Source organism: Streptosporangium sp. NPDC051022, from assembly GCF_040683035.1.
Classification (GTDB): Bacteria; Actinomycetota; Actinomycetes; order Streptosporangiales; family Streptosporangiaceae; genus Streptosporangium.
Genome location: NZ_JBFBCF010000023.1, coordinates 138486 through 151998, shown reverse-complemented (window position 1 = coordinate 151998; position 13513 = coordinate 138486). Strand labels below are relative to the sequence as shown.

Annotated in this window: 12 protein-coding genes; 9 read left to right on the top strand and 3 right to left on the bottom strand. The window is 69.3% G+C overall.

Translation table 11 applies throughout. The annotated features are described in order from the left end of the window. Positions 1-49 precede the first annotated feature (49 nt). From AB0N02_RS31630 to AB0N02_RS31620, 3 genes are all read left to right on the top strand, one after another. Positions 50-2545, top strand: coding sequence for a protein kinase (locus tag AB0N02_RS31630; RefSeq protein ID WP_363953870.1), 2496 nt, complete (start codon positions 50-52; stop codon positions 2543-2545). Between the two features lies 1 nt (position 2546). Further along, positions 2547-3299 carry a maleylpyruvate isomerase family mycothiol-dependent enzyme gene (locus AB0N02_RS31625; RefSeq protein WP_363953868.1) on the top strand — a complete coding sequence of 251 codons (753 nt, stop codon included), beginning with the start codon at positions 2547-2549 and terminating at the stop codon, positions 3297-3299. Between the two features lie 70 nt (positions 3300-3369). After that, positions 3370-4089, top strand: coding sequence for an SIMPL domain-containing protein (locus AB0N02_RS31620; RefSeq protein ID WP_363953866.1), 720 nt, complete (start codon positions 3370-3372; stop codon positions 4087-4089). 58 nt (positions 4090-4147) lie between these two features. Here AB0N02_RS31620 and nadA read toward each other — a convergent pair whose 3' ends face one another. Further along, a complete protein-coding gene (nadA, locus tag AB0N02_RS31615; protein ID WP_363953864.1) occupies positions 4148-5302 on the bottom strand; it encodes a quinolinate synthase NadA in 1155 nt (384 codons plus the stop codon). 193 nt (positions 5303-5495) lie between these two features. Here nadA and erpA point away from each other — a divergent pair, with 193 nt between their 5' ends. Further along, positions 5496-5849 (top strand): iron-sulfur cluster insertion protein ErpA, encoded by a 354-nt coding sequence (gene erpA, locus AB0N02_RS31610; protein WP_363953862.1) that lies wholly within the window; start codon positions 5496-5498, stop codon positions 5847-5849. Positions 5850-6019: 170 nt separating this feature from the next. Beyond that, positions 6020-7006 (top strand): carbohydrate kinase family protein, encoded by a 987-nt coding sequence (locus tag AB0N02_RS31605; protein WP_363953860.1) that lies wholly within the window; start codon positions 6020-6022, stop codon positions 7004-7006. 275 nt (positions 7007-7281) lie between these two features. Here the strand turns inward: AB0N02_RS31605 and AB0N02_RS31600 are convergent, their stop codons facing one another. Both AB0N02_RS31600 and AB0N02_RS31595 read right to left on the bottom strand, forming a co-directional pair. Then, positions 7282-7551 (bottom strand): sulfurtransferase TusA family protein, encoded by a 270-nt coding sequence (locus AB0N02_RS31600; protein ID WP_363953858.1) that lies wholly within the window; start codon positions 7549-7551, stop codon positions 7282-7284. A 25-nt stretch (positions 7552-7576) separates the two neighbouring features. Then, positions 7577-8713 carry a cysteine desulfurase family protein gene (locus AB0N02_RS31595; protein ID WP_363953856.1) on the bottom strand — a complete coding sequence of 379 codons (1137 nt, stop codon included), beginning with the start codon at positions 8711-8713 and terminating at the stop codon, positions 7577-7579. A 294-nt stretch (positions 8714-9007) separates the two neighbouring features. On the opposite strand from AB0N02_RS31595, the gene coxB reads away from it, so the two are divergent. The 4 genes from coxB (at position 9008) to AB0N02_RS31575 (ending at position 13135) form a co-directional block, all read left to right on the top strand. Next, the gene (gene coxB / locus AB0N02_RS31590; protein WP_363953854.1) at positions 9008-9679 is read left to right on the top strand and encodes a cytochrome c oxidase subunit II; all 672 of its coding nucleotides are present in this window, start codon (positions 9008-9010) and stop codon (positions 9677-9679) included. Then, on the top strand, positions 9676-11343 hold the full coding sequence (gene ctaD, locus AB0N02_RS31585) for a cytochrome c oxidase subunit I (protein ID WP_363953852.1): 1668 nt from the start codon (positions 9676-9678) through the stop codon (positions 11341-11343). Before coxB ends, ctaD begins: the two co-directional genes overlap by 4 nt. Continuing rightward, entirely contained in the window at positions 11340-11735 is a 396-nt protein-coding gene (locus tag AB0N02_RS31580; RefSeq protein WP_363953850.1) for a cytochrome c oxidase subunit 4, read from the top strand. The genes ctaD and AB0N02_RS31580 overlap by 4 nt, the downstream gene beginning before the upstream one ends. Positions 11736-11938: 203 nt before the next feature. After that, positions 11939-13135 (top strand): Ig-like domain-containing protein, encoded by a 1197-nt coding sequence (locus tag AB0N02_RS31575; protein WP_363953848.1) that lies wholly within the window; start codon positions 11939-11941, stop codon positions 13133-13135. Positions 13136-13513 lie beyond the last annotated feature (378 nt).

The window sequence follows — 13513 nt, the reverse complement described above, 5'->3', positions numbered from 1 at the left end:
CTTTGCCGCCACAATGGAGCGTAAAAAGTCCCTAAAGAGAGGGTTGGGTATGCCGGACCTCGCGTCCTTGCGACCTGGGGACCCCGAGCAGGTGCGGGAGTACCGGCTCACCGGGCGGCTCGGTGAGGGCGGCCAGGGAACGGTCTATCTCGGCGTCTCGCCCACGGGCGCCCGCGTCGCGGTCAAACTGCTCCGCGCCGACCTCGCGCAGGACGAGGAGGCGATGGAACGTTTCGTCCGCGAGGTCAGCACGACCCAGCGGGTGGCGCCGTTCTGCACCGCCGCGGTCATCGACACCGGGGTCGACCAGCACCGCCCGTACATCGTCAGCGAGTACATCGACGGCCCCACGCTGGCCGAGGTCGTGGCCGCGGAGGGACCACGCGAGGGCTCGGCCCTGCACCGCCTGGCGATCGGCACGGTTACCGCCCTCGTCGCGATCCACCAGGCGGGGATCGTGCACCGGGACTTCAAGCCGTCCAACGTGCTGCTCGCCCCCGACGGCCCCCGGGTGATCGACTTCGGCATCGCCAAGGCGCTCGACCGGACCTCGACGCTGACCGCGACGGCGATCGGCACCCCCTCCTACATGACCCCCGAGCAACTGGCGGGGGAGAACGCCGGATCGCCCGCCGACATGTTCGCCTGGGGCTGCACGATGGTCTTCGCGGCCACCGGCCAGCCGCCGTTCGGCACCGACAGCCTGCCCGCGATCTTCAACCGGATCATGAACATGGAGCCCGACCTGCGGGCGATCACGGATCCGGCGCTGCGCGAGCTGGTCGGGCAGTGCCTGTCCAAGGACGCGACCCTGCGTCCCACCGCGGGGGACGCCCTGCTGCGGCTGCTCGGCCACGCGGGCGGCGCGCCCGGCGTCGCCATGCCGACCGCGCCCCGGGGCATCCTGGCCGAGGGATCGGCCGCCGCCGCGCAGCAGACGGGTCCGGGCGGGCACCCGCAGGCCGGGTGGAACGCCTACGGCCAGGCCTCCGGGCCGGAGCACGCGGGACCGGCCGGTCCCGTCGGCGGACCGTACCCCCATCCCGGTCAGCACGGACATCCCGGCCAGGGCACCTATCCGGACCAGGTCGCCTACCCCGGCGCCTACCCCGGCCAGAACGTCCATCCCGGTCAGCACACCTACCCGGACCAGGTCGCCTATCCCGGCCAGAACGTCAACCCCGGCCAGACGGGACCCGGCGTCCCGCAGGGCTTCCACGACGTGGGAGCCGCCCCCGCCGACTACGGGCAGACCCGCTACGGCGGTCCGGGATATCCGCAGCCGGGGCCGGGCCATCCCCAGCAGATGCCCACGCAGCCGGGACCGGTCCCCCCGCAGCAGATGTCCCCGCAGCCCTACGGCGGCCCGGTGCCCCAACCGTCTCCGGGGGCGGCGCCGTACCGGGGGCAGGAGGCCGGGCGTGGGCGCGGGCGCGGGGTCTGGATCGCGGTCGGCGCCGGGCTCGTGGTCGCCCTGCTGGCCGCGGGCGGGATCACGCTGGCGACGCGCGGCACCGGGACGGGCGGGACCGTCGCCACCGGCGCGGCCCGCACCCCGGAGGCCACCGGGCCTGCCGAGCCCTCGGCCACCCAGAAGGGTGAGCTCCCGGCCAGCCCGACCCCGACGGTCCCCGAGCTTCCCGAGGCGACGAGGAAGGTCAAGATTCCGGGCCTCTCGATCACTCTCCACGAGAGCGACGACGACCCGATCAGGCTGACCTCCTACAGCCCCGACGGGGGTCAGACCCTCTACGTCCGCAGCCCCGGCGGCGCCTTCGCCAAGAACGACAAGTACTTCGAGTACACGGTGAGCCCCTCGGGCACCCAGGCGCTGGCGACCGACCGGCAGTACGACGCGAACAACTACGCCATCGTCTCGATCGTCGACCGGGCGACCGGCGCCGTGACCAAGATCAAGACAACCAAGGCGCCGGTCTACCCGACCGTGCCGCAGTGGTCCGCCGACGGCCGGCGGGGCCTGGTGACGCTGTACGAGGCGGTCGGGGACATCAGCAAGGAGTACGGCTACGCGATCATCGACATCGCGAGGAAGAAGGCCAGGATCGTCCACGTGAAGGAGAAGGACGTGGGCAAGTGGAGCTACTTCTGGCGAGGGGACGGCAAGGCCGTCGGCAGCTGGGCGCTCGTCGGCAAGACCAAGCGCATCCGCTTCTACGACCTGCAGGGCACCGTGCTGCAGACCCTGCTCGACGTCGGCACCCCGATCACCGTGGAGGGCGACGACGTCTCCCCCTCGGGGGGGTTGATCATGACGTACTGCAAGGGGAAGGACAAGGGGGAGAGCCGGGAGGTCTGCATCTGGTCCACCGCCTTCGACGAGGACGCCCGCTACCGGGTCCCCTTCGAGACCGACCGGCTCATCGGCTGGTACGACGACCAGCACATCGCGGGCTGGCGGCGCAAGGGCGGCGGTTACGAGGTCGTGGTGATCGACTTCCAGGGCCGGGTGAAACGGGTCCTGGCGGTCAGCACCGACGCCAAGGAGTACGAGAAGCAGTACGTGCGCTTCACACGAAAGGACTGAGTTGAGGGACTGGACCCACGAAGAGCACGCCGAGGCCGTCGGCCGGGAGATCGCCCGGATGGCCGAGACGCTGCGGGGCCGTGACATGTCCACCGAGGTGCGAACCTGCCCCGGCTGGGATCTGGCCGCGCTCACCGTCCACACCGGCGGGGTGCACAGGTGGGCGACCGCGATGGTGCGCGACCTGGCCGAACGGCGCTACGACCGCGACACGGCGGAGATGGGCCTGCCCGCGCACGCGGCGGACTACCCCGCCTGGCTCGCCGAGGGCGCGGCCCCGCTGACCGAGGCACTGCTCGCGGCCGATCCCGGCGCGCCGATGTGGGCCTGGGGCGGCGACAGGCACGCGCGGTTCTGGTCGCGGCGGCAGCTGCACGAGACCGTGGTCCACCGGATCGACGCCGAGCTCGCGCTGGGCGTCCCGGTCTCGGTCGAGGAGGACGTCGCGGCCGACGGCGTCGAGGAGTTCCTGGACGTCCTGCCCTACGCGCGCTGGAGCCCCGGCGTCGCCGAGCTGCGAGGGGCGGGCGAGACGATCTCCCTGCAGACCGACACCGGAGCCGGGTGGACGGTCACCCTCGACCCCGACCGCTTCCATTACGAGCGCTCCCCGCGGCCGGGGACCGTCACCGTCCGCACCGCGACCGCCGCCGACCTGCTGCAGGTGGTGTGGGGCAGGCGGAGCGCGGACGACCACGCCGTCGAGGGCGAGGCGGGGCTGTTCGCCTGGTGGCGGGAGCGCGCCGTAATCTGATCTTCAAGACACGGCAGGGCGTCCAGGAGCCTCCCCGGCGCCACCGGCCTTCCGTGCTGGCATGGACCCTATGATCAAGTTGTCTCACACCGTGGCCGTGACCGCGCTCGTCACCATGGGGATGTTCGGCGGGGCCGCGTTCGCCGATTCCGACTCCGACGCTGCGAGGGTGATCGTGAACGAAAGGCAAGCCCAGGTGACGGTCGTGGGGGAGGCGAGCCTGTCCTCCGCCCCCGACGTCATGCGTCTGAACGTCGGCGTCGAGGTGCGCCGCCCCACCGCGGGACAGGCCTTCGCCGACGCGCGCCAGGCCGCGGCCAGGCTGACGAAGGCACTGCTCGACACGGGGATCGACGCCAAGGACCTGCGGACGAACGAGCTCTCCCTCGGGCCCGAGTACGACAACTACCCCAAGGTCGCCGGCTACCGGGCCGCACAGGGCGTCGAGGCGGTGGTGCGCGACGTCGAGAGCGCGGACCGGGTCATCGAGGCGGCGGTGGCCGCGGGTGAGGAGGTCCGGCTGAACGGCATCTCCTTCGAGATCTCCGACGGCCGCAGACTGCTCAGGGCCGCGCGTGAGGCGGCGTTCAAGGACGCCAGGGCCCGCGCCGAGCAGTACGCCAGGCTGTCGGGGCGCGAGCTCGGCCAGGTCGTGAGGATCACCGAGGAGAACGTCACCCCGCCCCGGCCGATGGCCTACGGCGCCGGCCTGGCGGCGGACAAGGCCTCGATCAGCCCCGGCCAGCAGGCCGTCTCGGTCAACGTCCAGGTGGTCTACGCGCTGCGGTAGGCCGGGGACCCCACCGGGCCGGACACCGCCCGCGGGCGCCGGCCGGGGGAGCGGACGGTCAGGGCAGGGCCAGCATCCGGTCCAGGGCGACCTTGGCCCAGCGGGTGGTCTCCGGGTCCACGGTGATCTGGTTGGCCACCTGCCCGGCCGCCAGGGACTCCAGCGCCCACACCAGGTGCGGCAGGTCGATCCTGTTCATCGTCGAGCAGTAGCAGACGGTCTTGTCGAGGAACGTGACGTTCTTGTCGGGGAACATCTGCCCCAGCCGCTTGACCAGGTTCAGCTCGGTGCCCACCGCCCACGAGGATCCGGCCGGGGCCTCCTGGAGCTTCTTGATGATGTACTCGGTCGAGCCGACGTAGTCGGCCTTGGTGACCACCTCGTGCCTGCACTCGGGGTGGACCAGCACGTTGACCCCGGGGATCCGGGCGCGGACGTCGTCCACGCAGCCGGCGGTGAAGCGGCCGTGGACCGAGCAGTGGCCCTTCCACAGGATCATCTTGGCGTTCTCGAGCTGCTCGGCGGTCAGGCCGCCGTTCGGCCGGTGCGGGTTGTACACGACGCAGTCGTCCAGCGACAGGCCCATCTCCAGCACCGCGGTGTTGCGGCCCAGGTGCTGGTCGGGCAGGAACAGCACCTTCTCGCCCCGGGAGAACGCCCAGTCGAGGGCGCGCCTGGCGTTGGAGGAGGTGCACACGGCGCCGCCGTTACGCCCGCAGAACGCCTTGATGTCGGCGCTGGAATTCATGTAGGTGACCGGGACCGTGACACCGGCGATCCCGGCGTCCTCCAGCACCTCCCAGCACTCCTCCACCTGGTCGAAGGTGGCCATGTCGGCCATCGAGCAGCCGGCCGCGAGGTCGGGCAGCACGACCTTCTGGGAGTCGTTGGTGAGGATGTCGGCGGACTCGGCCATGAAGTGCACGCCGCAGAAGACGATGTACTCCGCGCCGGGCCTGGCGGCGGCCTCCCTGGCGAGCTTGAACGAGTCGCCGGTCACGTCGGCGAACTGGATGACCTCGTCGCGCTGGTAGTGGTGCCCCAGAACGAAGACCCGCTCGCCGAGTGCGGCCTTGGCCCGCCTGGCGCGCTCGACGAGCGCCGGGTCCGAGGCTGCCGGCAGCTCACCGGGACAGTCGACACCGCGCTCGCTGTGCGGATCGGTCCCCCTGCCGAGGACGAAAAGCGGAAGTCCGGTCTCGGTGGTCGTCACGACCACACCCCCTTATCGTCGAACTGACGACTAATGATGACACACGCCGTAGGGGGATTTATTCCGGGGTCGGATGAGGGTTGCGGTCTCAGGAATGTGTAGCCGTCGGCGCGTGTTGGTAGCGTCTAAGAAGGACGTCAACATCAGACAACCGTTCCGAACGGGCGGTTGACGCAGACGCGGGAGTCACCACATGTCGGTTCACAGCAGCGAGACCACGGCACAGGGCCTGACCCTCACTGACGCGGCCGCGGCCAAGGTCAAGAGCCTGCTGGAGCAGCAGGGTGAGGAAGGCCTTCAGCTGCGCGTGGCCGTGCAGCCGGGTGGCTGTTCCGGCCTGCGCTACCAGCTCTTCTTCGACGACCGCTCCATGGACGGCGACGTCGTCACGGACTTCAACGGCGTCAGCGTGGTCACCGACCGGATGAGCGCGCCGTACCTCACGGGCGCCACGGTCGACTTCGTCGACACGATCGAGAAGCAGGGCTTCACGATCGACAACCCGAACGCCACCGGCTCCTGCGCCTGTGGCGACTCGTTCAACTAGGCGAACGCGCGCGGACACGCGCGGCCACGATCGACAAGTGATGTACGGCGGCCTCGCGAGGTGATATCTGTCACCTTGCGGGGCCGTCGCGCGTCTGCGTGGTCGCGTATTCTTGCGGGGCTCCAATCCCCGTCCTTTCCGTAGATGCTGACAACGAGGAGAATGATCCCGTGCGCATCGCCGTCACCGGCTCAATCGCGACCGATCATCTGATGACCTTCCCCGGCCGCTTCGGCGACCAGCTCATCGCCGAGCAGCTGGACCGGGTCTCCCTGTCGTTCCTCGTGGACGACCTGCAGATCCGCCGAGGAGGCTGCGCGGCCAACATCGCCTTCGGCATGGGCTGCCTGGGGCTGCGACCCGTCCTGGTCGGCGCGGTCGGCGCGGACTTCGCCGACTACCGGTCCTGGCTCGAGCGGCACGGCGTCGACTGTGACTCCGTGCGCGTCTCCGAGATCCACCACACCGCCCGGTTCCTGTGCACGACCGACGAGGAGCACAACCAGATCGCCTCCTTCTACACCGGCGCCATGGCCGAGGCGCGGATGATCGAGCTGGGCCCGGTCGCCGACCGCCTAGACGGCCTCGACCTCGTCCTGGTCAGCCCCAACGACCCCGACGCGATGCTCAGGCACACCGACGAGGCCAAGAACCGCGGCATCCCGTTCGCCGCCGACCTGTCGCAGCAGCTCGCCCGCATGCCGGGAGAGGACATCCGGCGGCTGGTCGACGGGGCGGCCTACCTGTTCGGCAACGACTACGAGAAGGGCCTGATCGAGCAGAAGACGGGCTGGTCCGACGAGGAGGTCCTCGACCGGGTCGGCGTCCGGATCACCACGCTCGGCCCCAAGGGCGCCGTGATCGACCGCAAGGGCGAGCCGTCGCTGCACATCGCGCCCGCCCCCGAGCTGGGCAAGGCCGACCCGACCGGCGTCGGCGACGCCTTCCGCGCCGGCTTCCTGGCGGGTCTCGCGTGGGACCTGTCCCTGGAGCGCTGCGGCCAGATCGGCAACCTCACCGCCACCCACGTTCTCGAGCACGTCGGCGGCCAGGAGTACGAGCTCGGCCAGCGGGGCTTCCTCGACCGCTTCGCCGCCGCCTACGGCCCGGAGGCCGCCGACGAGGTCGCCGCCTTCGTGAAGTGCCACTACGCCTGAGCCCTCCGGGGCACGAGGCACCTCTGAGCCCTCCGGGGCGGGAGGCACGCGGTACGGCGGGCATGAGGGGGCCGTCGGCCCCTGGCGCTCGCCGTACCCTCCGCGGAGGCGGAGCCGCGTGAGGGCGGCGCCGTCCGTCACGCGGCTCCGTCCGTACGGCCTCGCCACGACCTTGTCAGGGTCTGGCCCCGCCCGGCGCCGCCCGAGGGCCGCGTCGCGGGGCCGCCGGGCGCCGGGACGCCGGCCCGAGGGGCGTCAGCGGCTCCCGAGGGGCGTCAGTAGTTGCGCCGCACGTGGATGGCCCAGCCGCCCTCGGGAAGCTCGTAGCTCCCCACGTGGTGGTGCGACTTCAGCCTGCACCAGGCAGGGACGTCGGTGAACGCCGCCGGGTCGTCGGCGAGGACCGAGACGATCGCGTTGAGCGGCACGTGGTTGATCTGCTCGGCGAGCATGATGATGGGGATGGGGCATTTCTTGCCCAGCGCGTCGATGGTCAGGGCCGGCGGCTGGGTGGCACCCTCCGCGGCGGTCCGCACGGACGTCATGAAGCTTTCACTCCCCGAATGTTGATCATGATTTCACTCCCGCGTCCTCACGAATCCTCCTCACCATGTCCGGCAGGACGGCGAGGAACCGGTCGACATCCGTCGCGGACGCGCCTCGGGGCAGCGATACCCGGACGTTCCCGTGCGTAAGCACGCCCATGGCCTCCAAAACGTGTGACGGACGAAGCGTACTGGCCGTGCAGGAGCTGCCGGAGGATACGGCGAATCCTGCCTTATCCAATTCTGTCAGCAACGCCTCACCTTCCACGTAAAGACACGAAAAGGTGACAATATGTGGGGCGCGGGCGACCGGATCGCCGATCACCTCGACGTCGGGGACCAGCCGGGGGACCTCCGTCCTGATCCGGTCGACCAGCGCGGAAAGGCGCGCCGACTCCCTGGCCGACTCGGCGATCATGGCGCGCAGCGCCGCGGCCGACGCGACGATCGCGGGCACGTTCTCGAATCCCGGGACCCTGCGGCGCTCACGCTCGTCCTCGGGGAGCGGGCTGCGCCACCGGGTGCCCTTGCGGACCACCAGGACGCCCACGCCCGCGGGGCCGCCCCACTTGTGCGCGCTCGCCGTCAGCACCGACCAGCCGCCGGGCGGCGGCATCCGGCCCGCGGTCTGCGCGGCGTCGACCAGCAGCGGCACCCCCGCCTCGGCGCAGGCCGCCGCCGCCTCGGCCACCGGCTGGAGCGTTCCGACCTCGTGGTTGGCGCTCTGCAGGCAGGCCAGGGCCGTGCCCTCGGCCAGGACCGCCTCCCGGAACGCCGCCGGATCGACCGCGCCGGTACGGCCGACGCCGACCGTCTCCACCGAACCGCCGTCGCGTTCGTGGATCCCCGCCGCGTGCAGCACACTGGAGTGCTCGACCGCCGAGGTCACCAGGCGGCGCCCCGCCCTGCGCCGCCCGTGCAGGGTGCCCAGGACGCCCAGATGCACGGCCTGGGTGCCGGAGGCGGTGAACGAGACCTCGTCGGGACGCGCCCCCAGGGCTTCGGCCACCTCTGTGCGCGCTTGTTCCAGTAACATCCTTGCCCGGCGGGCGGGACCGTACAGCCTCGCTGGGTCGGTCCAGCCGACGTCGAGTGCCGCGATCAGAGCCTCGCGCGCCTGAGGGTGCAGCGGCTCTGTGGAGGCCGCGTCGAAGTACGCCACACCCCAATCGTCGCATCACGTGCGACGCAATCGGGGGCTGCGCGGGGGGGCGAGGGCGGTCCGCGCTAATGTGTCCCCCAGCGTAAAGCTGTGAACTACAAGTTGTGAACAAGAACAAACGACCGCCCAGGAGCGACTCCTGGGCTTCATCTGTGGGGTAGGCGATCCGTGAGTCCGACCCGCCGTTCTGCACGGCGTCCGTTGGCACGCCGCCGGGTGCCACGCGCCGCCGCTCTGGCGCTGCTGCTGGTGTCCGTGACGGCGTGCAGTGCCGATGAGTGGTCCCGTGGCGGAATGCCCGTCGGCATCACCAAGCAGGCCGACACCGTCCAGAATCTGTGGAACGGGTCCTGGATCGCGGCTCTCGCCACCGGTGTGGTCGTGTGGGGCCTGATCCTGTGGTCCGTGGCGTTCCACCGTAAGAGGAAGAACGCGAAGGAGGAGCTGCCGCCGCAGGTGCGCTACAACCTCCCGATCGAGATCCTCTACACCGTTGTGCCGATCATCATGGTCGGAGTGTTCTTCTTCTTCACCGCGCGGGACCAGAACTACATCAACACGGTCTCCGGGCAGCCCGACGTGAAGGTCAAGGTCGAGGGTTTCCAGTGGAGCTGGCGCTTCACCACCGACTACAACGGCAAGCAGGTCCCGGTCGTCGGCACCCCCGTCAGCGACTACACCCAGGGCCCGCAGCTGATGCTGCCCGTCGGCAAGAAGGTCGAGTTCGACCTCGTCTCGCCGGACGTCATCCACTCCTTCTGGGTGCCCGCCTTCCACTTCAAGCGGGACGTCATCCCGGGTGTGAAGAACAAGTTCGAGGTGGAGACCCTCGACAAGCCGGGCATCTACGCCGGCCGCTGCGCCGAGCTGTGCGGTACCGACCACAGCCGGATGCTGTTCTCGGTGAAGCTCGTCCCCCAGGCCGAGTTCGATCAGTACATCGCTAGTCAGGCGGGTGCCCAGTGACCGCACTTAACGAGCCCATTGCGCTCCCCCCGGTGGCGACCCGCAAGGGGTCGATCATCGCGAAGTGGACGTCGTCCACCGATCACAAGATCATTGGACACCTCTACCTCATCACCTCGTTCGTGTTCTTCCTGATCGGCGGCGTCATGGCGCTGATCATGCGAGCGGAGCTGGCGCAGCCCGGACTGCAGTTCACCAGCAACGAGCAGTTCAACCAGCTGTTCACCATGCACGGCACGGTCATGCTGCTCATGTTCGCGACGCCGCTGTTCGCCGGCTTCGCCAACGAGCTCATGCCGCTGCAGATCGGCGCGCCGGACGTGGCCTTCCCGCGTCTGAACATGGTGAGCTACTGGCTGTTCACCTTCGGCAGCACCATCGCCCTGTCGGGTTTCCTTACCCCGGGCGGCGCGGCCAGCTTCGGCTGGTTCGCCTACACCCCGCTGTCGAACGCCATCAGCTCGCCCGGCATCGGCGGTGACCTGTGGATCGTCGGCCTGACCATCAGCGGTCTGGGCACGATCCTCGGCTCGGTCAACTTCATCACCACGATCATCTGCATGCGGGCGCCCGGCATGACGATGTTCCGCATGCCGATGTTCACCTGGAACGTCCTGCTCACCTCGATCCTGGTGCTGATGGCCTTCCCGGTGCTGGCCGCCGCGCTGCTGGCCCTGGAGGCCGACCGCAAGCTCGGCACGCACATCTTCGACCCGGCCACCGGCGGTGCGATGCTCTGGCAGCACCTGTTCTGGTTCTTCGGCCACCCCGAGGTGTACATCATCGCGCTGCCGTTCTTCGGCATCGTCACCGAGATCCTGCCGGTCTTCAGCCGCAAGCCGCTGTTCGGCTACATCGGCCTGGTCGGCGCCACCATCGCCATCGCCGGTCTGTCGATCACCGTGTGGGCGCACCACATGTTCCCGACCGGCCAGGTGCTGCTGCCGTTCTTCTCGTTCATGACGTTCCTCATCGCGGTCCCGACCGGTGTGAAGTTCTTCAACTGGATCGGCACGATGTGGCGGGGACACCTGTCCTTCGAGTCGCCGATGCTGTTCTCGATCGGCTTCCTGGTCACCTTCCTGTTCGGCGGCCTGACCGGCGTCATCCTCGCCTCCCCGCCGCTGGACTTCCAGGTGTCGGACTCCTACTTCGTGGTGGCGCACTTCCACTACGTCGTCTTCGGCACCGTGGTGTTCGCGATGTTCGCGGGCTTCTACTTCTGGTGGCCCAAGTTCACCGGCAAGATGCTCAACGACACCCTGGGCAAGGTCCACTTCTGGACGCTGTTCATCGGCTTCCACACCACCTTCCTGGTGCAGCACTGGCTCGGCGCCGCGGGCTTCCCGCGCCGCTACGCCGACTACAGCCCCATCGACGGCTTCACCGACCTGAACATGGTCTCCTCGGTCGGTGCCTTCCTGCTCGGCGCCTCCACGCTGCCGTTCCTGTACAACGTGTGGCGGACCCACAAGACGGCCCCGAAGGTCACCGTCGACGACCCGTGGGGCTACGGCAACTCCCTGGAGTGGGCGACGTCCTGCCCGCCGCCGCGGCACAACTTCACCTCGCTGCCGCGGATCCGGTCCGAGCGCCCCGCGTTCGACCTCAAGTATCCGCACATCACCTCGGCCGTACGTGAGCTGGGGGAGGAGACCCGATGAAGGTCCAGGGCTGGTTGTTCATCCTCTGCGGCATCTTCTTCGCCGCGGTGGACGTCGTCTACTGGTTCTGGTCCAGGGAACCGGTCGGCACGACGGCGATGGCCATCTCGGTGGGCTTCGCCTTCATGATCGGCTACTACCTCATGTACACCGCCCGCCGCATCGGCGAGCAGCCTGAGGACAGCAAGCAGGGCGAGATCGCCGACGGCGCCGGAGAGCTCGGCTTCTTCAGCCCGCACAGCTGGTGGCCGTTGTTCGTCTGCCTGGCCGTCTCGCTCACCGCGGTCGGCCTGGTCATCGGCTGGTGGCTGTTCCTGATCGGCGTCTTCGCGGTCATCATGAGCATGATCGGGTTCGTCTTCGAGTACTACCGGGGTCACTTCTCGCACTGATCCCGGGGGCGGCCGCGGTGTCGTCCCTTGTTCCCGGAAACGGGCCACTCTTCCCGGAAACGGGCCACGGAAGCTTCCGTGGCCCGTTTTTTGGTGTTTATTGGGGGCTCTGCCCGGCTGTCATATGTGGCGCTCCGCTTACTCCGGGTAATAACAGGATCAGTAGACCGGTCCTGAACAGGGGAGTACACGTGGGGCGGGCGATGCGTGGTTCGATTCCGGGGGCCGGACTGCTGGTCCTGGCGCTGGTGACCTCATGTTCGGACGATCCGGCCGACGTCGCGCGGAACACGGCGGAGGCCAGGCAGTACGCCGACGCCGCCGTCAGCGTGGTCCCCCTGGACAAGGCGGGCAACGTCCCCACCGACTCGACGGTCCTGGTGGCCGCGCGGGGCGGAACCCTGAAGAACGTCACCGTGAAGAGCCCCAGAGGCTCGCTGCCGGGCGTGCTGAGCGCCGACGGGACACAGTGGCACAGCCGGGGTACGGCGCTTCCTGGGACCTCCTACGAGGTCACGGCGGTGGCGGTGAACCCGTCGGGGAAGGTCACCCAGACCGCCACCTCCTTCTCCACGGTGAAGGCCGACAAGAGCTTCGCGATCCAGGACCTGCAGCCCAACAAGGAGGCGACGGGCCTGACGGTCGGCGTCGGCATGCCGATCATGATCACATTCGACCAGCCCATCACCGACCGCGTCGAGGTCGAGCGCAACCTGGTGGTCCGCACCTCCAAGCCGGTCCTCGGAGCCTGGCACTGGTTCGACGACAAGACCGTGCACTTCCGGCCCAAGACCTTCTGGCCGGCCAACACCCGTGTCCGGCTGGACGCCCACCTCGAGGGCGTCAGGGGCGGCAGGGGCCTGTACGGCAAGCAGAGCCAGACCCTCCGCTTCAAGGTCGGCCGCTCCCAGATCACCAAGGGCAGCACCCTCACCCACCACCTGACCGTCAGGCGCAACGGCAAGGTCGTCCGGGAGATCCCCATGAGCGCGGGCCAGGGCGGCGAGTGGAAGTACTACACGACCAGCGGCGTGCACCTGGCCATGTCCAGGGAGCCCGTCACCGTCATGACCTCGCCCGGCATCGGCCCCGGCTCCGCCGGCTACTACCAGATGACCGTCTACAACACCGTCCGCATCTCCAACAGCGGCGAGTACGTGCACAGCGCCCCGTGGTCCGTAGGCTCACAGGGCTACTCCAACGTGAGCCACGGCTGCGTCAACGTCAGCCCGGGCAACGCCGTCTGGTTCATCGACAACACGCTGATCGGTGATCCGATCATCATCACCGGCTCGCCGCGCAAGCTGGAGCCGACCAACGGGTGGGGGCACTGGCAGGAGAACTGGAAGCAGTGGCTGAAGTGGAGCAGCGTCAAGTACTTCACCACCGAGTCCCTTTGAGCCGCTCGCGCCCGGTTCCTCTGTGAGCCGCTTCCCGTGAGCCGCTCGTGCCCGGTGGCCGGCCGGTACTCGGTGGGACGGCTCGTGCTCGGCAGGTCGGCCGGTGCTCCCTGATCGGCCCATGCTCCGGAGTCCGTCCGCGCTCCGGACTCTGTCCGTGCTCCGGGTTCGTCCTGCTCCGGGGTTCGTTCGAGCCCCGCGACCACGGGTTTTCCGCGAGCGGCCCATGACCCGCCGGAGGTTCACGGTGGGTTCACCGCTCAGGGAACTCCCGTGGGCCCCTGCTCCGAGCTCCTGAGAGGTCCCTGGGAGGTGCGTGCCCCCTTCTCCGCCTTCCCGACCAGGCGGGATGTGCGAGGTCGTGTGGGCCGTACAGGG